Source organism: Leclercia sp. EC_58 (genome assembly GCF_019584355.1).
Lineage (GTDB): Bacteria > Pseudomonadota > Gammaproteobacteria > Enterobacterales > Enterobacteriaceae > Enterobacter.
This window is the reverse complement of the sequence record NZ_VDAM01000001.1, coordinates 485,545-508,546: the sequence shown is the minus strand read 5'-3', so window position 1 is coordinate 508,546 and position 23,002 is coordinate 485,545. Positions and strand designations below refer to the sequence as shown.

18 protein-coding genes and 3 pseudogenes are annotated in these 23,002 nt (G+C 59.4%); 14 read left to right on the top strand and 7 right to left on the bottom strand.

All coding sequences use genetic code 11. The features are described from left to right. Positions 1-41: 41 nt before the first annotated feature. Positions 42-1,178 carry a 23S rRNA (guanine(1835)-N(2))-methyltransferase RlmG gene (gene rlmG / locus FHC51_RS02520; protein WP_220434849.1) on the top strand — a complete coding sequence of 379 codons (1,137 nt, stop codon included), beginning with the start codon at positions 42-44 and terminating at the stop codon, positions 1,176-1,178. A 137-nt stretch (positions 1,179-1,315) separates the two neighbouring features. Here rlmG and FHC51_RS02515 read toward each other — a convergent pair whose 3' ends face one another. From FHC51_RS02515 to lsrR, 3 genes are all read right to left on the bottom strand, one after another. After that, positions 1,316-3,337, bottom strand: a complete 2,022-nt coding sequence (locus tag FHC51_RS02515; protein ID WP_220434848.1) for an NADPH-dependent 2,4-dienoyl-CoA reductase — start codon at positions 3,335-3,337, stop codon at positions 1,316-1,318. Positions 3,338-3,521: 184 nt separating this feature from the next. Next, positions 3,522-5,102 (bottom strand): autoinducer-2 kinase, encoded by a 1,581-nt coding sequence (gene lsrK / locus FHC51_RS02510; protein ID WP_220434847.1) that lies wholly within the window; start codon positions 5,100-5,102, stop codon positions 3,522-3,524. 32 nt (positions 5,103-5,134) lie between these two features. Further along, a complete protein-coding gene (gene lsrR / locus FHC51_RS02505; protein ID WP_103177114.1) occupies positions 5,135-6,106 on the bottom strand; it encodes a transcriptional regulator LsrR in 972 nt (323 codons plus the stop codon). 214 nt (positions 6,107-6,320) lie between these two features. On the opposite strand from lsrR, the gene lsrA reads away from it, so the two are divergent. Genes lsrA through lsrG form a run of 6 tightly spaced genes read left to right on the top strand, consistent with a single transcriptional unit; the run spans position 6,321 to position 12,006 of the window. After that, entirely contained in the window at positions 6,321-7,808 is a 1,488-nt protein-coding gene (gene lsrA / locus FHC51_RS02500; protein WP_114316609.1) for an autoinducer 2 ABC transporter ATP-binding protein LsrA, read from the top strand. Next, complete coding sequence (gene lsrC, locus FHC51_RS02495; protein WP_103824878.1) at positions 7,805-8,836, top strand: autoinducer 2 ABC transporter permease LsrC; 1,032 nt, start codon at positions 7,805-7,807, stop codon at positions 8,834-8,836. The genes lsrA and lsrC overlap by 4 nt, the downstream gene beginning before the upstream one ends. Continuing rightward, positions 8,837-9,814 (top strand): autoinducer 2 ABC transporter permease LsrD, encoded by a 978-nt coding sequence (lsrD, locus tag FHC51_RS02490; protein ID WP_220434846.1) that lies wholly within the window; start codon positions 8,837-8,839, stop codon positions 9,812-9,814. Between the two features lies 1 nt (position 9,815). Continuing rightward, complete coding sequence (gene lsrB / locus FHC51_RS02485; RefSeq protein ID WP_220434845.1) at positions 9,816-10,817, top strand: autoinducer 2 ABC transporter substrate-binding protein LsrB; 1,002 nt, start codon at positions 9,816-9,818, stop codon at positions 10,815-10,817. Between the two features lie 11 nt (positions 10,818-10,828). Then, positions 10,829-11,716, top strand: coding sequence for a 3-hydroxy-5-phosphonooxypentane-2,4-dione thiolase (gene lsrF, locus FHC51_RS02480; RefSeq protein ID WP_220434844.1), 888 nt, complete (start codon positions 10,829-10,831; stop codon positions 11,714-11,716). Further along, entirely contained in the window at positions 11,713-12,006 is a 294-nt protein-coding gene (gene lsrG, locus FHC51_RS02475; RefSeq protein WP_220434843.1) for a (4S)-4-hydroxy-5-phosphonooxypentane-2,3-dione isomerase, read from the top strand. The genes lsrF and lsrG overlap by 4 nt, the downstream gene beginning before the upstream one ends. Before the next feature lie 94 nt (positions 12,007-12,100). Here lsrG and ygjG read toward each other — a convergent pair whose 3' ends face one another. Continuing rightward, positions 12,101-13,480, bottom strand: coding sequence for a putrescine aminotransferase (gene ygjG / locus FHC51_RS02470; RefSeq protein WP_220434842.1), 1,380 nt, complete (start codon positions 13,478-13,480; stop codon positions 12,101-12,103). 420 nt (positions 13,481-13,900) lie between these two features. Between ygjG and FHC51_RS02465 the strand changes: the two genes are divergently transcribed. Together FHC51_RS02465 and FHC51_RS02460 are read left to right on the top strand one after the other, a co-directional pair. Next, complete coding sequence (locus tag FHC51_RS02465; protein WP_220434841.1) at positions 13,901-15,421, top strand: PAS domain-containing methyl-accepting chemotaxis protein; 1,521 nt, start codon at positions 13,901-13,903, stop codon at positions 15,419-15,421. Between the two features lie 336 nt (positions 15,422-15,757). Next, positions 15,758-17,304, top strand: a pseudogene (locus FHC51_RS02460) (methyl-accepting chemotaxis protein). Here FHC51_RS02460 and FHC51_RS02455 read toward each other — a convergent pair. Then, positions 17,301-17,831 (bottom strand): PadR family transcriptional regulator, encoded by a 531-nt coding sequence (locus FHC51_RS02455; RefSeq protein WP_220434840.1) that lies wholly within the window; start codon positions 17,829-17,831, stop codon positions 17,301-17,303. The pseudogene FHC51_RS02460 and the gene FHC51_RS02455 sit on opposite strands and share 4 nt — an antisense overlap. A 236-nt stretch (positions 17,832-18,067) precedes the next feature. On the opposite strand from FHC51_RS02455, the gene FHC51_RS02450 reads away from it, so the two are divergent. Further along, entirely contained in the window at positions 18,068-18,832 is a 765-nt protein-coding gene (locus FHC51_RS02450; RefSeq protein WP_255584731.1) for a siderophore-interacting protein, read from the top strand. Here FHC51_RS02450 and FHC51_RS02445 read toward each other — a convergent pair whose 3' ends face one another. Continuing rightward, a complete protein-coding gene (locus FHC51_RS02445) occupies positions 18,833-20,002 on the bottom strand; it encodes a DNA repair protein (protein WP_220434839.1) in 1,170 nt (389 codons plus the stop codon). A 157-nt stretch (positions 20,003-20,159) separates the two neighbouring features. Between FHC51_RS02445 and FHC51_RS23195 the strand changes: the two are divergent. The 3 genes and pseudogenes from FHC51_RS23195 to FHC51_RS02435 all read left to right on the top strand — a co-directional run. Next, positions 20,160-20,447: pseudogene (locus tag FHC51_RS23195) on the top strand (VENN motif pre-toxin domain-containing protein); the annotation flags it as partial. Positions 20,448-20,507: 60 nt separating this feature from the next. Beyond that, positions 20,508-21,134, top strand: coding sequence for a toxin C-terminal domain-containing protein (locus tag FHC51_RS23100; RefSeq protein WP_375373803.1), 627 nt, complete (start codon positions 20,508-20,510; stop codon positions 21,132-21,134). Between the two features lie 3 nt (positions 21,135-21,137). Then, positions 21,138-21,575, top strand: a complete 438-nt coding sequence (locus tag FHC51_RS02435) for a hypothetical protein (protein WP_220434838.1) — start codon at positions 21,138-21,140, stop codon at positions 21,573-21,575. Between the two features lie 41 nt (positions 21,576-21,616). On the opposite strand, the gene FHC51_RS02430 is transcribed toward FHC51_RS02435, so the two are convergent. Next, positions 21,617-21,754: a SymE family type I addiction module toxin gene (locus FHC51_RS02430; protein ID WP_220434837.1), complete on the bottom strand. Its 138-nt coding sequence runs from the start codon at positions 21,752-21,754 to the stop codon at positions 21,617-21,619. Between the two features lie 62 nt (positions 21,755-21,816). On the opposite strand from FHC51_RS02430, the pseudogene FHC51_RS02425 reads away from it, so the two are divergent. After that, positions 21,817-22,976 (top strand): annotated as a pseudogene (locus tag FHC51_RS02425) (VENN motif pre-toxin domain-containing protein); the annotation flags it as partial. Between the last annotated feature and the right edge of the window lie 26 nt (positions 22,977-23,002).

Below are 23,002 nucleotides of genomic sequence, written 5' to 3'. Positions count from 1 at the left end.
TTTCAGGGATAACGCCGAAATTTTACCACTCAGGAGGGCCGATGAGCCACTTAGACAACGGTTTCCGTTCACTCGACTTAAAACGTTTTCCGGAAACGGACGACGTTAACCCGCTGCAGGCGTGGGAAGCGGCGGATGACTATCTGCTGCAACAGTTGGATGATACCGAAATCAGCGGCCCGGTTCTGATCCTGAATGATGCTTTCGGCGCCCTGGCTTGCGCCCTGGCCGAACACACCCCTTACAGCATCGGTGATTCGTACATAAGCGAGCTGGCGACGCGGGAAAACCTGCGCCATAACGAACTCGACGAAGGCAGCGTGAAATTCCTCGACAGCACCGCGGATTACCCGCAGGCGCCGGGCGTGGTATTGATCAAAGTGCCTAAAACAATGGCACTGCTGGAGCAGCAGCTCCGTGCGCTGCGCAAGGTGGTGACGCCAGAGACGCGCATTATTGCCGGTGCCAAAGCGCGTGATATCCATACCTCTACGCTGGAACTGTTCGAGAAAGTGCTGGGGCCAACCACCACTACGCTTGCCTGGAAAAAAGCGCGCCTCATCAACTGTACCTTCAGCGCACCGGAACTGGCCGACGCGCCAGAGACCCTGAGCTGGAAGCTGGAAGGCACCGACTGGACCATCCACAACCACGCCAACGTCTTCTCCCGTACCGGGCTGGATATCGGGGCGCGTTTCTTTATCGAGCATCTGCCGGAAAACCTGGAAGGGGAGATCGTCGATCTTGGCTGCGGTAACGGGGTGATCGGCCTGACCCTGCTGGCGAAGAACCCGGAAGCGAGCGTGGTCTTCAGCGACGAATCGCCGATGGCCGTAGCCTCCAGCCGTCTCAACGTGGAGACCAACATGCCGGAGGCGCTGGAGCGCTGCGAGTTTATGATCAACAACGCGCTGTCGGGCGTGGAGCCGTTCCGCTTCAACGCCGTGTTCTGCAACCCGCCGTTCCATCAGAAACATGCCCTGACCGATAACGTCGCCTGGGAGATGTTCCACCACGCGCGCCGCTGCCTGAAAATCAACGGGGAGCTCTACATCGTCGCCAACCGCCACCTGGATTACTTCCACAAGCTGAAGAAAATCTTCGGTAACTGCACCACCATTGCGACAAACAACAAGTTCGTGGTGCTGAAAGCGGTCAAGTTAGGTCGTCGTCGTTAAGATGGTTGTGCCGGGCGGCGCTTCGCTAGCCCGGCCTACGTCGTGTGCGGTCTGATGCCCGGTGGCGCTACGCTTACCGGGCCTACAATGGCACCGAACCCGTAGGCCAGTGCAAGCGTAGCGCCGCCCGGCAATGCCTAAATCTCCAGAGCCAGCTTCGTCCCCTGGGCAATCGCCCGCCGGGCATCCAGCTCCATCGCCACATCACACCCGCCAATCAGATGCACCGTTCTGCCCGCCTCACGCAGCGGCTCGGCCAGATCGCGCTTCGGCTCCTGTCCGGCACACAAAATGACATGATCGACGGGCAGCAACTGCGGTTCACCGCCGATCAGCACATGCAGCCCGTCGTCGTCGATCTTCTGATAACTCACCGCCGGGATCATCTTCACGCCGCGGGCGAGGAGGGTGGCGCGATGGATCCAGCCGGTGGTTTTCCCCAGCCCTTCGCCAGGTTTGCTGGCCTTGCGTTGCAGCATCACAATCTGGCGCGGGCTTTTTGGCAGCTGTGGCCCTTCCGGACGCAAGCCCCCCACCTGATTCAGGCTGGTGTCGATGCCCCATTCTGCGCAGAATTCCGTGATATTCTGGCTGGTGGCCTCGCCCGTCTGGCTCAGATACATGGCGGTATCAAAGCCGATCCCGCCGCAGCCGATAATTGCCACCTGATCCCCCACCGGCGCTTTGTCGCGTAGCACCTCGAGGTAGCTCAGCACTTTCGGATGATCGATGCCCTCGATCGTAGGCAGACGCGGGGCGATCCCGCTGGCGAGGATCGTCTCGTCAAAGTCGGCGAGATCGTCCGCGGTCACCCACTGGTTGAGCCGCAGATCCACGCCGGTAACCTCGATCATCCGGCGGTAGTAGCGCAGCGTCTCGTAGAACTCCTCTTTGCCGGGGATCTGTTTGGCGATATTAAACTGCCCGCCAATTTCCTGGGCCGCGTCGAACAGCGTCACGCTGTGCCCGCGTGCGGCGGCATTCACCGCAAACGCCAGCCCCGCGGGACCTGCGCCCACCACCGCCAGCCGCTTTTTGTTGATGGCCGGAACGATAGGCATACGGGTTTCGTGACAGGCGCGCGGATTCACCAGGCAGGAGGTGACTTTGCCGACGAAGATCTGATCCAGACAGGCCTGGTTGCAGCCGATACAGGTGTTGATCTCATCCGCACGGCCGCTTTGCGCTTTGGAGAGGATCTCCGCATCGGCGAGGAAGGGCCGCGCCATCGACACCATATCGGCATCGCCATTCGCCAGCAGATCGTCTGCGACTTGCGGATCGTTAATGCGGTTGGTGGTCACCAGCGGGATCGACACCTTGCCTTTCAGCGTGCGGGTCACCCAGCTAAACGCCGCGCGCGGCACCGGGGTGGCGATGGTCGGAATGCGTGCTTCGTGCCAGCCGATCCCGGTGTTGATGATGGTCGCGCCCGCCGCCTCTATGGCCTGGGCCAGCTGGACGGTTTCCTCGAAGGTGCCGCCGCCCTCCACCAGGTCGAGCATCGACAGGCGGAAGATAATAATAAAGTCGCTTCCGGCGCGCTCGCGCACGGCGCGCACCACCTCCACGGCAAAGCGCATCCGGCGGGCATAGTCGCCGCCCCATTCGTCCTCGCGCTGGTTGGTGCGTGCAGCGAGGAATTCGTTAATCAGATAGCCTTCGGAGCCCATCACCTCCACGCCGTCGTAGCCCGCCTCGCGGGCCAGCGCCGCACAGCGGGCGAAGTCATCGATCAGGGTCAGGATCTCGTCGTGGGTCAGCGCTTGCGGCTTAAAGCGGTTGATCGGGGCCTGGATCGCCGACGGGGCCACCGGGTTTGGCTGATAGCTGTAGCGCCCGGTATGCAGAATTTGCAGAGCGATTTTACCGCCTTCCTGGTGGACGGCATCGGTCACGATCCGGTGATGGGGCAGCTGTGCCGCATCGTTCAGCACCGCGCCGCCCTCCATCGCCACTCCGGATGGCGCAGGGGCCACACCGCCAGTAACGATGAGCGCCACCCCGTGACGGGCGCGCTCGGCATAGAACGCGGCCAGCCGCTCAGCACCGTCCGGCCGCTCCTCCAGCCCGGTATGCATCGAGCCCATTAACACGCGGTTTTTCAGGGTGGTGAATCCCAGATCGAGGGGGGCGAATAGCGACGGGTAGCAGCTCATAGTCTCTTCCAGTGTAAAATTATTGTTATGTGGTCGGATGAGTTACTAATTTAGCCAGCGGCAGAAGAAAGGTAAAAGCGGGATCGAATGATTGTGATAGATCTCAAAGAACTTCCCCGGTGGCGCTGCGCTTACCGGGGCTACAAAACCGTAGGCCGGATAAGCGCAGCGCCATCCGGCGTTTTTACGGCGCCGTTGCGCGCACCAGCCCCGGTGCCTGCCACATGGAGGTGGTCAGCCCGCTGTCCACCAGCCCGAGCTGGTCAGCATAGACCGCCTGCCACTTCTGCATCATGCCGTCGTACAACGCCCGGTGTGCCGGATTGGGGGTAAATTCCCGGCTCCATTTCACCAGCGACTCGCCCGTGGCAGCCATATCATCATACAGCCCGGCGCCGCTCCCGGCGGCGATGGCGCAGCCCAGCGCGGTGGCTTCTTTTACCTCCGGCACCCGCACCGGCAGGCCGGTAACGTCGCTTAAGATCTGGCTCCACAGCGCCCCTTTCGCGCCGCCGCCGGCAAACACCAGGCTATCAAAGGTGACGCCGGAGAACTGCGAAATCTGCGCCAGGTTGCAGGCGGAGACAATTGCTGCATTCTCCTCCAGGGCGCGGAACAGGGTAGCCTTATTGCATTTTTCCGGGTCGATGGAGAGGTTAATAAACGACGGCGCAGCGTGATACCACTGCTTAAAATGCATGGCGTCGGAGAAGATCGGCATCACCCCGTGGGAGCCCGCCGGTACCCGGCTGGCCATCTCTTCCATCAGGGCGTAGGTGTCCATTCCCATGCGTTCGGCAATCAGCTTCTCTTCGGCGCAGAAGGCGTCGCGGAACCAGCGCATGGTCAGCCCGGTGAAGAAGCTGATCGACTCCGCCTGGGCCATACCCGGAATGACGTGCGGGTTCACGCGGATGTTCATCTGCGGATCGGTGCGCACCTGCGGCAGGTTGACCACCTGCTGCCAGAAGGTGCCGCCCAGCACCGCGGTTTGCCCGGCGCGGACCACCCCCAGCCCCAGACAGCCCAGCTGCACATCGCCGCCGCCCATCACCACCGGCGTGCCTTCCCGCAGGCCCGACTGCGCCGCCGCCTGGTGGGTGACGGCGCCCAGCACGCTCCCCGTCTCTTTGACCGGCGAGAGGATATCGGCCCGTAGCCCGGCCATGTCCAGCAGCGCGGGCCGCCAGTCGCGGGAAAAGAGATCTAACATGCCGGTGGTGCCAGCGTTAGACGGGTCAACGGCCAGTTCGCCGGAGAGCTTCGCCGCCAGCCAGTCGCTGATCATGGTGATAGTGGCCGCTTTGCGGTAGATATCCGGGCGATGGTGCGCCAGCCACAGCAGGCGCGGCATGGCGCTCAGGGCCAGGGTCTGGCCGGAGACGTCATACACTTCGGATTCAAAGCGGTAATCGTGGATCTCTTTGAGTTCGGCCACTTCGCGGCTGGCGCGGGCATCGACGTTGGCGCAGGCCCAGATGGCGTCGCCGTTGCGGTCGTAGAGGACAATCCCCTCGCGCATCGAGCAGCAGGCGACGGACTGGATATCCGCCGCGCTCAGGTGCGCCCGCTCAAGCGCCTGGTGAATACACTGGCAGGCCAGCCGCCAGTTGGTGTCGAGGTCGAACTCCATCGAGCCGGGGACGTTCTCCACGCTCAGGTGTTTCCATTCGGCCTGGCCGACGGCTATCTGGTTGCCCCGGAGATCAAACACCACGGCGCGAACGCTGCCTGTCCCTGCATCTAACGCTAAAAGGTAACTCATGAGCTTGCCTCGTGTCAGGCGCAGGGCGACTCTTATCCGGCCAGAGCCAGCACCGCGCGGGCTGTCGTCTCTTCCGTCACCAGGCCATTGATACGGCGACCCTTCAGTGCGGCATAAATCGCATCGGCTTTCTCTTCTCCTCCGGCGACGCCAACGATGGTGGGCAACTGCGCCAGTTCATCGAGGGTGACGCCCAGTAATTCACGGTGGATCTCCAGATCCGATACCCGCTCTCCCTCGGCATTGAGGAAATAGCCCAGGATGTCGCCCACCGCCCCTTTGCGGGCAAACATCAGCTGTTCCCCTTCGCTGATGTAGCCGGAGCGCAAGATGGTGGCATCCCGGCGCTGGTTTACGGCGCCAATGCCGACCACGGCGGCGTCGGCGGCGGTGGCGGCGAGGATCACATCCCGCACGCTGGTTTCCCGCTTCAGGATCCCGGCCACCTCTGCGGAGGAGACCCGCAGCGGGGCGGGGATCATGCTGACGCTGCAGGCGGCATCCAGCTGGCCAATGCCGGTCATATAGGGCCCAACGCCGCCGGAGAGGGTCACCAGCCGCACCTGCTGGGAGCTGATAAAGCCGCTTAAGTGCTGAATGCAGCTCATGGTGGTTTCACCAAAGCCCACCGCCAGCAGTTGCCCCGGCTCCAGCACGCCCATTAACGACTGCGCGGCGCCAATTCCTAAGCGCACGCTCATCGCCGGGGTATTCAGGGCGGGCAGGACGCGCACCAGCTTCAGGCCGAAACGCTGCTGGAGCGCGGTCTCCAGCGCCAGACAGCCTTCGTAGCGGGAGTTGATCTGCACGCGGATCACCCCCGACTGACGGCCCTTTTCCAGCAGCCGTGAAATCTTGAGCCGCGGTAAACCCAGCCGTTCGCCGATATCGTTCTGCGTCAGGCCGTCGTGGTAGTAGCACCACGCCACGCGCGCCACCAGTTCCTCTTCCGTCAGTGCCAGTCCGGCAAATCGTCCCTCTTCGGCAACGCGTTTCTCAGCCATATTTGAACTCTTATCAAAATTTAGATCATATGTTCGCTTTGCCGCAGCCTGAATCTGTGAGCCACACGGCAAAACGCATATTCCGGAATGTTTCAGCATTATCGGGATCATATCCCTAAAACTGTGATCCCTGCACGGTTGTAAATATAGTTCACCGTCTACGCTTTTGAACATTATTAATTTCAAAAATCATTTGTTCAATAGCGGAGCGATAATGAGAGCACTGATTGAGGCGCGCGGGATCCAGAAGCAGTTCTCCGGCGTTCCAGTATTGAAAAACATTGATTTCACTCTGCTTGCCGGCCAGGTACACGCCCTGATGGGGGGCAACGGCGCCGGGAAATCGACCCTGATGAAGATTGTCGCCGGGGTCGAAACGCCCGACCGCGGTGAACTTTCTATTGAGGGCCAGCCTTTTGCTCGCCTTAAACCGGGCCAGGCCCACCAGCTTGGCATCTATCTTGTGCCCCAGGAGCCGATGCTGTTTCCGAACCTCAGCGTGCGGGAAAACATTCTCTTTCGCCTGCCGCGCGGGCAGGCCACCGCCCAGCGCCTTGGGGATAAGCTGGAGCAGCTTCAGTGCCAGCTCAATTTAGACGCTGCCGCCAGCACCCTGGAGGTGGCGGATCAGCAGATGGTGGAGATCCTGCGCGGGCTGATGCGCGAAGCGAAGATCCTGATCCTCGATGAACCCACCGCCTCGTTGACGCCGGGCGAAACGGAGCGCCTGTTCCGCCAGATCCGCGCGCTCCAGGGGACGGGGGTCGGTATCGTCTTTATCTCTCACAAGCTGCCCGAAATTCGTCAGCTCGCCAGCCATGTCTCGGTGATGCGCGACGGGGCGATCGTGCTGAGCGGTGAAACCGCGCAGTTTGACGACAACGCGCTCATCGCCGCCATGACCCCGGTCAGTCGCGACCAGCAGTTGAGCGACACGCAAAAGCTGTGGCTGGCGCTGCCGGGCAATCGCCGCACCCAGGCGCAGGATTTTCCGGTGCTGCGGGTGGAGACGCTTACCGGGGAGGGCTTTATCGATCTCAGTCTGGAGATCTACGCCGGGGAGATCGTCGGCCTGGCGGGATTAGTAGGCTCCGGGCGCACCGAATTTGCTGAAACGCTCTACGGCCTGCGCCCGTCGCGGGGCGGGAGGATCTGGCTCGAAAATCAGCAGATCGACCGCGATCCGGTCAGCGCCCGGCTGGAGAAAGGGCTGGTCTATCTCCCGGAAGACCGGCAGGTCTCCGGCCTGTTCCTTGATGCGCCGGTACGCTGGAACACGGTAGCGCTGAACGAACCTTCCCTATGGCAGCAGCGCAAACGCGAGGCGGCGGTGGTGGAGCGCTATCACCGGGCGCTGGGGATCAAACTCAACAGCCCGGATCAGACCGTGCGCACCCTGTCGGGCGGCAATCAGCAGAAGGTGCTGCTGGCCCGTTGTCTGGAGGCCAATCCGCTGCTGCTGATTGTTGATGAGCCGACCCGCGGCGTGGACGTCTCCGCCCGCGCCGATATCTATCAGCTAATCAAAAGCGTGGCGGCGCAAAACGTGGCGGTGCTGATGATCTCCAGCGACATGGATGAGTTCCCCGGCCTGGCGGATCGGGTGCTGGTGATGCACCAGGGGGTGCTCAGCGGGGAACTGCCACGCCACGCCGTCAGCCTCGATCGCATGATGTCCCTGGCCTTCGGAGGGCAGGCATGAAAACACTCCTGAAAAACCGCGAGCTCAGCGCTCTGCTGGCGATCCTCGCCCTGTTTGTGGTGCTGGTGGCCCTGAATCCGGCCTATCTCAGTTTGCAGACCCTGGGGATGATCTTCGCCAGTTCGCAAATCCTGATCCTGCTGGCCCTCGGCGCCGGGCTGGTGATGCTGACCCGCAATATCGACGTGTCGGTTGGATCGATTGTCGGGCTGTGTGCCATCGCTGTGGGGGTGGCGCTGAACAACGGCTACGGCCTGCCGGTGGCGATCCTCTTTGCGCTGGCGATCGGGGCGCTGGCGGGGGCCTTCAACGGCCTGCTGGTGGTGGGGCTGCGCATTCCGGCGATTGTCGCCACCCTCGGCACGCTGGGGCTGTGGCGCGGGGTGATGCTGCTCTGGACCGGCGGGAAGTGGATTGAAGGGCTGCCGGTGAGCCTGAAATCCCTGTCAGAGCCGGTGGCGCTTGGGGTATCGCCCCTGGGGATCGTAGTGCTGATTATCGCCGCTCTCGGGACCTGGACGCTGTCGCGCACCGCCTTCGGCCGGGATTTTTACGCCGTGGGGGATAACCTCGCCGCCGCCCGCCAGCTCGGGGTGGCGGTCAACCGCACCCGGATGGCGGCCTTCACGATTAACGGCGTACTGGCCGCCTGCGCCGGGATCGTCTTTGCCGCGCAGATCGGTTTTGTCCCTAACCAGACCGGCAGCGGGCTGGAGATGAAAGCCATCGCCGCCTGCGTGCTCGGCGGCATCTCCCTGCTCGGCGGTACCGGAACCTTAATTGGCGCGCTGCTGGGCGCCTTCTTCCTGACCCAGATCGACACCGTGCTGGTGCTGTTCCGCCTCCCGGCCTGGTGGAATGACTTTATCGCTGGCCTGGTGCTGTTGGGGGTGCTGGTACTCGACGGACGGCTGCGCCAGGCGCTGGCGCGTCATCAGCGGGCGCTGAAGTACAGCCGTTTTCAGCCGGGCAACAAAGGGGGGAAGCACGTCACCCCGTTTCGCAAACGCAACAAAGAGGTGGCGTAGATGAAGCTTAACTGGGAGTGGGCGCTGCTGCTGTTACTGGTGCTGGAGATCCTGCTGTTTGGCACCCTCAATCCGCGGATGCTCGACATCAATATGCTGCTGTTCAGCACCAGCGATTTTATCTGCATCGGCATTGTGGCGCTGCCGCTGACGCTGGTGATCATCAGCGGCGGGATCGACATCTCCCTCGGCTCCACCATCGGCCTGTGCGCCATCGCCCTGGGGGTGATGATGCAGTCTGGCGTGCCGATGGCGGCGGCGATCCCGCTCACTCTGCTGCTCGGGCTGCTGTGTGGTCTGTTCAACGCGGCGCTTATCCACTACACCGGCATCAGCCCGCTGGTGATCACCCTCGGCACGCTCTACCTCTACGGCGGCGGGGCGCTGCTGCTCTCGGGTATGGCCGGGGCGACCGGCTACGAAGGCATTGGCGGCTTCCCGGAGAGCTTCACGGCCTTTGCCAATCTCACGGTTATCGGGCTGCCGATCCCGCTGGTGCTGTTCGCGATCATCACCTTTCTCTTCTGGCTGATTACCCATCGCGGGCGCTTTGGCCGCCATCTGTTTCTGATTGGGCAAAACCCGCGCGCGGCGCGCTATGCGGCGCTGTCGGTTAATGGCATGCCCTACGCGCTCTATGGCCTGGTGGGGGTGGCGTCGGCCATTGCCGCGCTGGTGATGGTCTCCTATTTTGGCTCGGCGCGCTCTGATTTAGGGCGCGACCTGCTGATGCCCGCGCTCACCGCGGCGGTGCTCGGCGGGGCGAATATCTATGGTGGTTCAGGTTCGGTATTGGGTACTGCGCTGGCGGCATTGCTGGTGGGGTATCTGCAACAGGGGTTACAGATGGTCGGCATCCCCAACCAGGTGTCGAGCGCGCTGTCAGGGGCGCTGTTGGTTGTGGTGGTGATGGGACGTTCACTGAGTCTGCACCGTGAGTGGGTGCGATCTCTCTTCACAAAACTACCCGGAGCGTAAGATGAAAATAAAACTGATGGTGCTGGCCGTAGCGTTAAGCGTTGCCTCGGCGCAGGCCGCCGACCGCATTGCGTTTATCCCGAAACTGGTAGGGGTCGGCTTCTTTACCAGCGGCGGCAACGGGGCGAAAGAGGCGGGTAAAGCGCTGGGCACCGACGTCACCTACGATGGCCCCACCGAGCCGAGCGTCTCGGGGCAGGTGCAGCTGATCAATAACTTCGTCAACCAGGGCTATGACGCGATTATCGTCTCCGCCGTGTCGCCGGACGGCCTCTGCCCGGCGCTGAAGCGCGCTATGCAGCGCGGAGTGAAAGTGCTGACCTGGGATTCCGACACCAAACCGGAGTGCCGCAGCATCTACATCAACCAGGGAACCCCGGAACAGCTCGGCGGCCTGCTGGTGGAGATGGCCTCGAAGCAGGTCACTAAACCGGATGCCAAAGTGGCCTTCTTCTACTCCAGCCCCACCGTCACCGACCAGAACCAGTGGGTGAACGCGGCGAAAGCCAAAATCGCCAAAGACCACCCGCAGTGGCAGATCGTCACTACCCAGTTTGGCTATAACGACGCCACTAAATCCCTGCAGACCGCCGAGGGGATCTTAAAAGCCTACCCGGACCTGGATGCGATCATCGCCCCGGATGCCAACGCCCTGCCGGCGGCGGCACAAGCAGCGGAAAACCTGAAGCGGGAAGGGGTGGCGATCGTCGGTTTCAGCACGCCAAACGTCATGCGTCCGTATGTGGAGCGCGGCACGGTGAAAGCCTTCGGCCTGTGGGATGTGGTGCAGCAGGGCAAAATTGCGGTCAATGTCGCCGATCGTTTGCTGAAAAAAGGCGATCTTAACGTCGGCGACAGCGTGGAGATCAAGGATATCGGCAATCTCAAGGTCGAGCCGAACAGCGTGCAGGGCTATCAGTATGAAGCGAAAGGCAACGGCATTGTGCTGCTGCCGGAGCGGGTGGTGTTCACCAAAGAGAACATCAACAACTACGACTTCTGACGGGAGAGAACATGGCTGATTTAGACGACATCAAAGAGGGCAAGAACTTTGGCATCGACCGGCCGCAGCAGAATGTGCCTTTTACCCTGAAGGGGTGTGGGGCGCTGGACTGGGGGATGCAGTCCCGCATGGCGCGCATTTTTAACCCCGCCAGCAACCGCACGGTGATGCTGGCCTTCGATCATGGCTATTTCCAGGGGCCGACCACCGGGCTGGAGCGCATCGATCTCTCTATTGCGCCGCTGTTTGGCGAAACCGATGTGCTGATGTGTACCCGCGGCATTCTCAGAAGCACCGTGCCGCCCGCCACCAACAAGCCGGTGGTGCTGCGAGCCTCCGGGGGCAACTCCATGCTGGGCGAACTCTCTAACGAGTGCGTGGCGGTGGCGATGGAGGACGCCCTGCGCCTCAACGTCTGTGCGGTGGCGGCGCAGGTCTATATCGGCAGTGAGTATGAGCACCAGTCGATCAACAACATCATCAAGCTGGTGGATGCGGGCAACCGCTACGGTATGCCGACCCTGGCGGTGACCGGGGTGGGCAAGGAGATGGCCCGTGACGCGCGCTATTTCTCGCTGGCCAGCCGTATTGCCGCCGAGATGGGGGCGCAGTTCGTCAAAACCTATTTTGTGGAAGAGGGATTCGAGAAAGTGACCGCCAGTTGCCCGGTGCCGATTGTCATTGCCGGGGGTAAAAAGCTGCCGGAGCACGAGGCGCTGGAGATGTGCTTCCGCGCCATCGATCAGGGCGCGTCGGGTGTCGATATGGGACGCAATATCTTCCAGTCCAGCGCGCCGCTGGCGATGCTGAAGGCAGTGAAGAAGGTGGTGCACGAGAAGATGAGCGCCCGCGAGGCGTACCAGTTCTGGCAGGAGGAAAAACAAGGAGAAACACAATGAACGTGACCTTAGTGGAGATCAACATTAAGCCGGACAAGGTGGACGAGTTTCTGGAGGTGTTTCGCGCCAACCATGAAGGGGCGATCCAGGAGCCGGGCAACCTGCGGTTTGACGTTTTGCAGGATCCGCGGGTGAAAACCCGGTTCTTTATCTACGAGGCTTACAAGGATGAGGAGGCGGTGCAGGCGCATAAGCAGACCCCGCATTATCTGGCCTGCGTGGAGAAGCTTGAGGATCTGATGTCGGAGCCGCGTAAAAAACGTTGTTTTGTCGGGTTGATGCCGGAGTAAAAATCGCCCGGTGGCGCGTTGCTTACCGGGCCTACAAGGGTTCAAACGGTGCGGGTTTTGTAGGCCGGGCAAGCGCAGCGCCGCCCGGCGGTTTTTACGCTTCAGCCACACTCACCCGCAGCGCGGCCAGCGCCTTGCGGGCCGCTTTCAGCACCAGCTCACACTGCTCAATGGTCAGCGTCAGCGGCGGTTCGATGCGAATCGTCTTCGAGTTGTTGAGCGTGCCTGCCACCAGCACCCGCTGGCGGAACATCTCGCTGGCGAAGCTGTAGCCGGTTTCGTTATCGACAAACTCAATCGCCATCAGCATCCCTTTGCCGCGCGCCTCCTGGACCAGGTCCGGGTATTCACGCCCCAGCTGACGGAAGCCATCCAGCAGCATGTCGCCTTTCTGCTCCGCCTGGGCGGGCAGGTTCTGCTCCAGCAGCACGTTGATGGTCGCCAGCGCCGCGGCACAGGCCAGCGGGTTACCGCCAAAGGTGGTGGTGTGCAGGAAAGGATTGTCGAACAGCACCGAGAAGACCTCTTCGGTGGCGACGGTCGCGCCAATCGGCATCACCCCGCCGCCCAGCGCTTTGGCCAGGCACAGAATGTCCGGCTGCACGTTTTCATGCTCGCAGGCGAACATTTTGCCGGTACGCCCCATGCCGGTCTGCACTTCATCCAGGATCAGCAGCGCGCCAAACTCATCGCAGAGCTTACGCACCGCGGGCAGGTAGCCCTGCGGAGGCAGGATCACGCCGCCTTCGCCCTGGATAGGCTCGAGGATCACCGCCGCCACCTCATCGCCGGTTTTATGGCATTCCGACAACATGGTGCGCATGGCGTTGATATCGCCGAACGGCACATGGCGGAAGCCCGGCAGCAGCGGCATAAACGGCTTACGGAAGGTGGATTTCGCTGTGGCAGAGAGGGCCCCGAGCGACTTGCCGTGGAAGGCGCCACTGGTGGCGATAAACGTGAATTTCCCGCGCGGCGACTGGTACGCTTTGGCGAGTTTGATCGCCGCTTCGACCGATTCCGTGCCGCTGTTACAGAAGAAGCTGTATTTCAGTTTCCCCGGCGTCAGTGCCGCCAGCGTTTTTGCCAGCATCGCCCGCAAAGGGTCAAGCAGTTCTTGGCTATGAAGGGGTTGTTTTGCAAGCTGATTTTGTACGGCGGAAACCACTACTGGATTACGGTGCCCCACGTTGAAAATACCAAATCCACCCAGGCAATCTATAAACTCCTGTCCCTGAGTGTCGACAAGCGTATTCAAACTTCCCGCCTGCCACTCTACGGCTCCGTAATCCCCGCCTGCCGTTACCGATTTCCTGTATTCGAGAAAACCTGGATTGACATGCTCTTTGAAGTAATCAATCATCTCGCGGTTAAGTTGTTTCATCTCCTCATGATCAAGCGTTCGCTTCTCAATGAGATTCAAGGCGTGCGCGGTACAGGCAAGGGCCGACGCGCTGGAAGGTAACCTGTTCAAGATGTGCTCCCGGGGATGGCGTATCACATGATACTGGATTAAGTATTGCAGGCTTTACGCCACATCCAGGGCCTTAACAAAAATCGGGATAAACGCCAGGTTAAAATAATGTTACACAATATTTAATCATGCAAAAGCGCAGCCTGGCCGCTGCGGCAGGGAATTTTCAGAAACAGAGATGCCCGATAGCAGTGCATTTGCTCTGTTTTAGGGCGGAAAGGGAACAGATACGGATCCTCCTTCAGGAGTAGTTTCTCTGCGAAATCATTAGATATCAATAAATTATAAAAACACACAAAAAATGCGGTTTAGTGGCGTTTTGCGATCTCAGGCATGTTTAACAACTAAAGATATGTTCGTTACCGCCGTAAAATATTTACGCCACAAAAATAACATTCAAGTAACCTGCAAGGGATGCCTATGTCGCCTCAACCGTTTGTCACGCAGTGTGAATACCCGCTGCAAGATGACACCACCCTGATGTCCACCACCGATCTGCACAGTTACATTACTCAGGCCAACGACACGTTTGTGCAGGTAAGCGGGTATACGCTTGCCGAACTGTCAGGACAGCCGCACAACCAGGTCCGTCACCCGGATATGCCAAAAGCGGCCTTTGCCGACATGTGGTACACCCTGCAACAGGGCGAACCCTGGAGCGGAATTGTGAAAAACCGCCGCAAAAATGGCGATCACTACTGGGTGCGCGCGAATGCGGTGCCGATGGTGCGCAACGGCCAGACCACCGGGTACATGTCTATCCGCGTGAAGGCCACGCCGGAAGAGATCGCCGCTGTCGAGCCGCTCTATAAGGCGCTGAACGAAGGGCGCTGCAAAAAGCGTGTGCATAAAGGGCTGGTGGTTGCCAGAGGCTGGACCGGCAAACTCCCGTCGATGCCGCTGCGCTGGCGGGTCCGCGGCGTGATGACCGCGTTATTTGCCGTGCTGGCGGCCACCCTGTTTGCCACCGGTGCGGGATGGGCAGCACTGGGCGCCAGCGCGCTGGTCATGCTGCTGGGTACGCTCCTGTTTGAGCAGCAGATCGTGCGTCCGGTCGAGAACGTGGCGCGTCAGGCGCTGAAGGTGGCGACGGGCGAGCGCAACAGCGTTGAGCACCTCAACCGCAGCGACGAGCTGGGGCTGACCCTGCGGTCGGTCGGTCAGCTCGGCCTGATGTGCCGCTGGCTGATCAATGATGTCTCCAGCCAGGTCGTCAACGTGCGTGACGGCAGCGAGCAGCTGGCGAGGGGCAACGACGACCTCAACGATCGCACCCACCAGACCGTCTCGAACGTGAAGCAGACCGTGGAGACCATGAACCAGCTGGCAATGACCGTACAGAACAACACCAGAACCGCCGTTGACGCTGATAAGCTCTCCATCGCCGCCAGCGATGCCGCCACCGAAGGCGGACACGCGATGCAAACCGTGGTCAAAACCATGGACGAGATTGCCGACAGCACCCAGCGTATCGGCTCTATCACCAAGCTGATTAATGACATCGCCTTCCAGACCAATATTCTGGCGCTGAATGCGGCGGTAGAAGCGGCCAGGGCAGGGGAGCAGGGCAAAGGCTTTGCGGTGGTAGCCGGAGAGGTGCGTCATCTTGCCAGCCGCAGCGCCACCGCCGCCAACGATATCCGCAAGCTGATTGACGCCAGCGCCAGCAAAGTGCTGTCGGGCTCGGAGCAGGTCAATGCTGCCGGGCGCACAATGGATGATATTGTGGAGAAAGTGCAGAACGTCACCCGGCTTATCGCGGAGATCAGCCACTCGACCTCCGAGCAGGCGTCCGGGCTGTCGGAGCTGACCCGCGCAGTAGCGGAGCTGGATGCGATTACCCAAAAAAACGCCGCGCTGGTGGAAACCAGCGCCCAGGTGTCGGCGATGGTGAAACACCGGGCTAAACGTCTTGAGGATGCGGTCACCGTCCTTCACTGAGTCAGTAATGTTCTAAAAAAGCCGTTTACGCTTCACAGCGTAAGCGGTTTTTTTATGGGCGAATTGTCATTATTTTTATCATTTATTGTTATTTAAATATTAAATAATTAAAAAAAGCGCCGCCATTAATTCTCTCTGCCTGCGTCTGTTTTCCCTGTTGCGTTGTCAAAAAAAGTGTGCCGGTGGTTGTATAACGATCGATGAGTTAAAATTAATAGTCTGCGCCTATCCATTGTGGTGATTATGAAATAAAAAAGCGATCAAAGTCATAAAGTTAGCGGTAGAGTTACCGATAACGCTGATCGTCTGAGAAATAATCACATCGATGGAGTAAATATGTTCTTACACGACGTTAAAATCGGCACGAAATTATTTCTGGCGTTTGGATTCTTTATTGTCCTGATGGGGATAAGTGCGAGTTTATCTCTGTTGAGCCTGAACCGGGCAAATAACGGGATGCAATCCATCATCACCAGCGATTATCCCACGACCGTAAAAGCCAACCAGTTAATCGAAAATTTTCAGGAATTTATTAGCACTCAACAGCTGATGCTGCTGGACGATCAGGGCACTTACACAGCGCAATCAGAGCAGCATCTGAAGGCGATCAGCGAGCGTATCACCCTGATCCTCGGGGAGCTGGACAAGGCCCTACAGGATAAACAATCCCAGCAGGTGCTGGCCGATATCCGCGGCGTTCGCCAGCAGTATCTTGACTCCCGCTATCGCATTTTGCAGGCGGTGCAGAACAACGATCGGGCGGGGGCGATTCAGGAGATGATGACCAATACCCTCAGCCTGCAGCAGGCCTATAAGGCCAAGGTGCAGGCGCTGATTGCGATCCAGAACACCCAGATGCAGCGCGCAGGTGAAGAGGTGGAAGGCGATTTTAAAAGCAACCGTCTGGTGCTGATCCTCATCACGCTCTTCAGCGTGGTGGTGGGCAGCCTGATGGGCTGGTTTATCGTGCGCTCCATTACCCGTCCGCTGGGCGAGGCGGTGGGCTTTGCCCAGTCCATTGCCGAGGGCGATCTCACCCGCGATATTGCCTCGCACGGGAAAGATGAAACCGGCCAGCTGCTCACGGCGCTGATGGAGATGAAAGTCCGTCTGCTGGAGATTGTGCAGCAGGTACAGACCGGTTCGGAGAGCATCTCCAGCGCCGCGGCGCAGATTGTGGCGGGCAACCAGGATCTGGCGGCGCGTACCGAAGAGCAGGCCAGCTCCGTGAACAGACGGCGGCGTCGATGGAGCAGATCACCGCGACGGTGAAAAATACCGCCTCGCATACCGGCGAGGCGACGAACCTCTCTGCGGACGCGGCCCGGGTGGTGAAACACAACGGCGAGATGATGCAGCAGGTCACCAGCAAAATGCGCCTGATTAACGAGACCTCCAACCGGATGTCCGACATCATCAACCTGATCGACTCCATCGCCTTCCAGACCAACATTCTGGCGCTGAACGCGGCGGTAGAAGCGGCGCGCGCGGGCGAGCATGGCCGCGGCTTTGCGGTGGTGGCCGGTGAAGTTCGCCAGCTTGCCCAGAAAAGCGCCACCTCGGCCAGCGAAATTCGGCAGCTGATTGAAAGCTCAACCAGCCAGACCCAGGACGGGATGGCGCTGGTGGAAAAAGCCAGCGGGCTGATTAATGGCATGGTGGGTAACGTGGAGGAGATGGATGTCATCCTGCGCGAGATCCGCCAGGCAAGCCATGAGCAGACGGAAGGCATCTCGCAGATCAACAGCGCCATTGGCCTGATTGACTCCACCACCCAACAGAACTCCGCCCTGGTGGAGGAGTCCGTTGCGGCGGCATCATCCCTTAACGAGCAGGCGATGAACCTGAAAGCGCTGGTGAAAGTGTTCCGCGTCGCCGCTTAATCGAGCTGGGAGATCTCCAGCGCCGCGCGGTCGATCACGCCGATAATCTGTTTGATCTGCGCGTCGCTGGTCTCTCCCTGATTCACCTTCAGATCCAGCACCGCTTTAAAGTTATCCAGCGCCCGCTTCATCTGCGGGTTTTTGCGCAGCTCAAAGCCCACGCAACGCGCTTTGACGCGCGCCTGAATGTGCTCCAGATGGTCTATGTTTTCATCCAGCCACTGCTGTCCGGCAACGGTGATCTCAATCTTTTTACGCCCGTTCTCCTCCTCGGTGAGGGTGATGAACTGCTGATCCTCCAGAAAATCGAGCGTTGGATAGATCACGCCCGGGCTGGGGGTGTAGTTGCCCTGGGTCAGGGTCTCGATCGCCTTAATCAGCTCGTAACCGTGGCTGGCGTTGCGGGTCAGGATATCGAGGATCACCAGCCGTAATTCGCCGTGTCCAAAGAAGCGCTGGCGGCGGCCGCCGCCGTGATGGTGATCGCCGCCGCGTCCGCGGTGGTCATGGTCGTGAGAGTGTCGCATCGTCTTTCTCCGTATTTTTGATATATCTAATTTATATCTAAATCTTAAAAACAAGCAACGTCATTGCACGTAATTTATTTAAATTACTAATATTCAAGCTTTTTAATGTGTGTTTTTGGCTTTGGGATTGCGAAATCTGTCTATATCAAAAAAATCTTGCAATTCTGCTTATTAGCAATCATTATCATTTAAGTTTCATTTCCGATATATCGATTTCACTTTCACGAAGGCACATTATGACCACTACCCGCTACCCTCAACGTGTCCGCAACGACCTGCGCTTTCGCGAGCTGACTGTGCTCCGCGTGGAGCGCGTCAGTACCGGTTTTCAGCGCATCGTACTGGGCGGCGAAGCGCTGGAGGGCTTCAGCTCCCGCGGCTTCGACGACCACTGCAAAGTCTTTTTCCCGGAACAGGGCTCGACCTTTGTTCCCCCGGTCGTGACGGATGAGGGCGTGGAGTGGGGCGAGGGCGTGCGTCCGCAGGCGCGGGATTACACCCCGCTCTATGACGCGGCCCGTCACGAGCTGGTGCTCGATTTCTTTATTCACGACGGTGGGGTGGCAAGCAACTGGGCTGTGGAGGCAAAACCGGGAGATACCCTCTCCATCGGTGGTCCGCGCGGTTCACTGGTGGTGCCGGAAGATTACGCATGGCAGCTGTACGTCTGCGATGAGTCGGGCATGCCCGCCCTGCGCCGCCGTCTGGAGGCGCTACGCACGCTGCCGGTGCGCCCGGAAGTGCATGCTGTGGTGACCGTGAGCGATGCCGCCTGTCAGGACTATCTGGCGCACTTAAGCGAGTTCAACATTAGCTGGGTGGTGGGGCATAACGAGCAGGCGGTGGCCGATCGTCTGGCGGCGCTCAGCGTGCCGGCAGAAGATTACTTCATCTGGCTGACGGGGGAAGGGAAGGTGGTGAAAAACCTGAGCCGCCTGTTTGAAACCGACGCCATCGATCAGAAGCTGGTGCGTGCCAGCGCGTACTGGCACGCCAAATAGTCAGGCCACGTCGTCGAGCTGCGCTTCGCTGACCTGATGTTCCAGCGAGGCGCGTACCTCGTGCAGGGCTTTCTCCTGCTGGGCGAAGTAGGCTTCCATATTGCTCAGCGAGGAGACCAGCAGCCAGGACTCCTCTTTTTCCAGCTCCGCCAGCTCGCTCACCAGGGTGTCGATCTGTTCGCGAACCTGGGCCATTTTTTTGCGGATACGCGTCAGATCGTTCAGCCGGTCGCTGGCCATCAGCGGCTCCAGCCCCTGATGCAGGCGGGCCACCAGCGAGCGGATCGCCTTCACGTCGCCACGCTGCTTCGCCTGGTTCAGCTGCACCATCATGGCGTTCGCCTCTTCTTTCAGCTCGTCCGCCACCAGATCCGGGTGACAGAGCTTGCTCGCCTGGCGCCAGAGCCGTTTTAACTCGTTCTGATCCTCTTCGGACAGGTCTTTGCCCTTGCGCAGCCGGATCTCCGCTTCATGCTGCTGCTCGCGGTATTTTTCATACTCGTCGTTGGCTTCATCCCGTGCCTGGCGGGCGGGCTCCTCTTCCCGGGTTAAGCCCGTTTCCAGCTCCTGGGCTTCGGCCAGCAGGTTGGCGATCAGGTTGCTTTGCTGCTGCAGTTGCTTGCGCGCCGTGGCGGCCTGCACCGAGTCGGCAGGCTGATCCCGCCAGTGCCGGGTCAGGGTAGTCAGCACCTCCACCGCCTGGGCGACATACTGCTGGCAGCGGTGGTAATCCGCTTCCCGGCGGCGCGCCTCCGCCTGCTGGCGACGCAGATTCAGCTCCGCCAGGGTTTTGCGCAGGGCGAGGATCTGGCTCATCAGTGGGCCGAGACGGGTGAGGTAGAGGTCGTTAAATTCGTCCAGCTGCTGGACGCGGGCGTTACGGCGATCGATAAGATCGCGCAGGCGCTCTTCCAGCGCTTTCAGCTCCAGCTTGCTGGCGGCCAGCTGCGGATCCCGCCACGGGGTAACGGCACGCTGGCTTTGTAGCCATTCGGTAATGGCCGCCATCGCCCCGGTGTAGTTTTTCTGCTCAAGCGCCACGACGATCGCCTGCAGCTCATCGTCAAAGGCTTCGCTTTTTAACCGTGCCAGCTGACTCTCGATGATGTCGTCATCTTCCAGTTCGATAGCATTTTTAATGATTTCCAGCCGTTTGATCGGTGTGCTCATGATGCTTTTCGCTTTTGCGCTTAAGTATTTGAGTTAAGGATAGTTGTCAGGAAAACAACAGGGAATAATACACATGTCTGATGAATGGCGCGACGGGGGAATGCGTTAATCTTACCGTATCGGTCACGGTTCCGACCTGAGCGATGAAGCGAAGGTGGTGGCCCACGCCATTCTGGGCGGTGCCGTGGCGGCAATCCAGGGTAACAGCGCCGCGGCAGGTGCTGCGGGCGCGGTCACGGGCGAGCTGGCGGCGAAAGCGATAGCGGGTGTGCTCTATCCTGACGTAAAAGACCCGTCGAAGCTGACGGAAGAGCAGAAGCAGACGGTCAGCGCCCTGGCAACGATTTCGGCGGGAATGGCCGGCGGGCTGGCGGGGGACAGCACGGGGTCTGCGGTTGCCGGGGGACAGGCCGGGAAGAATGCGGCTGAGAATAATTCGCTGGCGCTGGTAGCCAGAGGTTGCGCGGTTGCTGCACCCTGCCGGACGAAGGTTGCGGAGTAGTTATTGGAAATCGGTGTGAAAGCCGGCATAGCTGGCCTTGCTGGTTCTGCTATCAAGGATATGGCGGATAAAATGACATCCGATGAACTGGATCATCTTGTTACCCTTGAAATGATGGGTAATGATGAGATCACAAGTAAGTACCTAATTTCGTTGCATAATAAATATTCACCTTCGCATGCGGGGAACAATAATGGTCAGGCTGATGTTGGTCCGAGCCATACAGGTAATAACGATGTTCAGGTTGATGTTGGGCCGAATCACACTGGTAACAACCATGCCTCAGGCCAGGAAGCAACAAATACCGGTAATACAGAAGGTGCACCGAATACTGGTGGGAACACGACGATAACGCCGATCCCTGATGGGCCGGGTAAGGATGATCTGGCTTATCTTGCTTTAAAAGGAAAGGAGGCTCAGGAAGCGGCTGGAAAACTTGGTTTTGACAGAAGAATACCGGCACAGAAGGCACCATTTAATTCTCACGGTCAGCCAGTCTTTTATGATGGCAAAAATTACATTACTCCTGATATAGATAGCCATAATGTTACTAATGGCTGGAAAATGTTTGACCGTAAAGGAAACCGCATAGGTACATATGATAGCGATCTTAACAGGATTAAGGATTAAGCAATGTTTGGTATATTCCCCAATGGTTTTCCCATCAAAGAGAATGATGAGGAGGTTCTTCCTGCTTCAATTACCATTGATTCCTTTACAGAGTCAATGAATATTCCTCTAGCATATTGGAGTTTAGAGAATTATAAGCAAAGTTGGCTTGCGTCTCTTGAAGAAGGCATCAATAGTAGAAAGCATGCAGCTTTGGCTGTATCAATGTATGAGCCTGATTACACGAATTTTATTTTCATCTGGATACTTTATTTCTCTGACAATGATGTATTTGTTCAAAACAGTGTTTTGTTTTTAGATGAGTGCCCTGGATTTGTTGCTGAGAATATAAATAAATTTATTGAGCCGCGCACAACACATAATCAAGATGGTATGAAAATATCCGAATGGCATACAGATCTAAACAGTGTATTAGATTTTTATCATAGCCTTAAAAACTGAAATAGATCCCGGTCATCGAGCCGGGATGTTCTTTTTATCCGTCAACCCTTAACCGGTTCGATCACCAGTCTTCCCTGCTCAACGCTGATTATGACCGGCGTGTCGGTGCTGAATATCGCTTCTGCCAGCCAGTTACCGTTCAGTCGCAGACAGGGGCTGAATAAATACCAGATGGTCATGCAGATACAGGCTCTTTAACAGCTTTGGAAAAAATGGAACGCGGGGCATAAAACCGCGTATCGGGCGTGGGGTTACCTTCGGCAGCATGACCGGCTCGGGCTACGTCAGCGCCAGCCAGGACAAAATGAACAGCACCTTTGATTCGGTGCAGGAGCAGACCGGGCTGTACGCCGGTGACGGTGGGTTCGATCTCACGGTGGGCCGCCACACGCAGCTGGACGGAGCGGTGATAGCCTCCACGACACAGGCGGATAAAAACCGGCTGGATACGGGCACCCTGGGCTTCAGCGATATCCATAACGAAGCGGATTATAGGGTCAGCCACAGCGGCATCAGCCTGAGCGGGGGCGGCAGCTTCGGCCAGGATACGTTCACCGGCAATATGCCGGGCGGAATGGTCTCCGCGGGTGGCAGCAGCGGCCATGCAGAGGGCACCACCCGGGCGGCTGTCGCGAACGGCACTCTCATCGTGCGTGACACAGCGAACCAGCAGCAGGACGTGGCGGACCTGAGCCGGGATACGGCGAATGCGAACGGCAGCATCAGCCCGATATTTGACAAGGAGAAGGAGCAGAAGCGGCTGCAGGCCGTGGGGTTAATCAGCGAGATTGGTAGCCAGGCCATGGATATCGCCCGGACGCAGGGAGAGCTGGCAGGACGGGCCGCGGCAAAAGATCCGCAGGCGCTGGAGGAAGCCCGTCAGCAGCTGACCCGGGAAGGGACGCCAGCCACGGATGAAGCCGTGGCGAAACGGGCCATAACAACGCGATGGCGCAGTACGGCACGGGCAGCGACCTGCAGCGGGGTATCCAGGCGGCCACGGCAGCGCTGTCGGGGCTGGCGGGCGGGGATATGGCCGGGGCGCTGGCGGGTGCGGCTGCGCCGGAGCTGGCGCATATGCTGAAATCAACCGAGGATAATTCGGCGGTTAACACCATTGCCCATGCCATCCTGGGCGGCGCGGTGGCGGCAATCCAGGGCAACAGCGCCGCGGCAGGTGCTGCGGGCGCGGCCACGGGCGAGCTGGCTGCGAAGGCGATAGCGGGTGTGCTCTATCCTGGCGTGACCGACCTGTCGAAGCTGAGCGAGGAGCAGAAGCAGACGGTCAGCGCCCTGGCAACGATTTCGGCGGGGATGGCCGGAGGGCTGGCGGGGGACAGCACGGGGTCTGCGGCCGCGGGTGCGGGAGCCGGGAAGAATGCGGCTGAGAATAATTTACTTGGCGGCGGAACTGAAGAAGGCCAGAT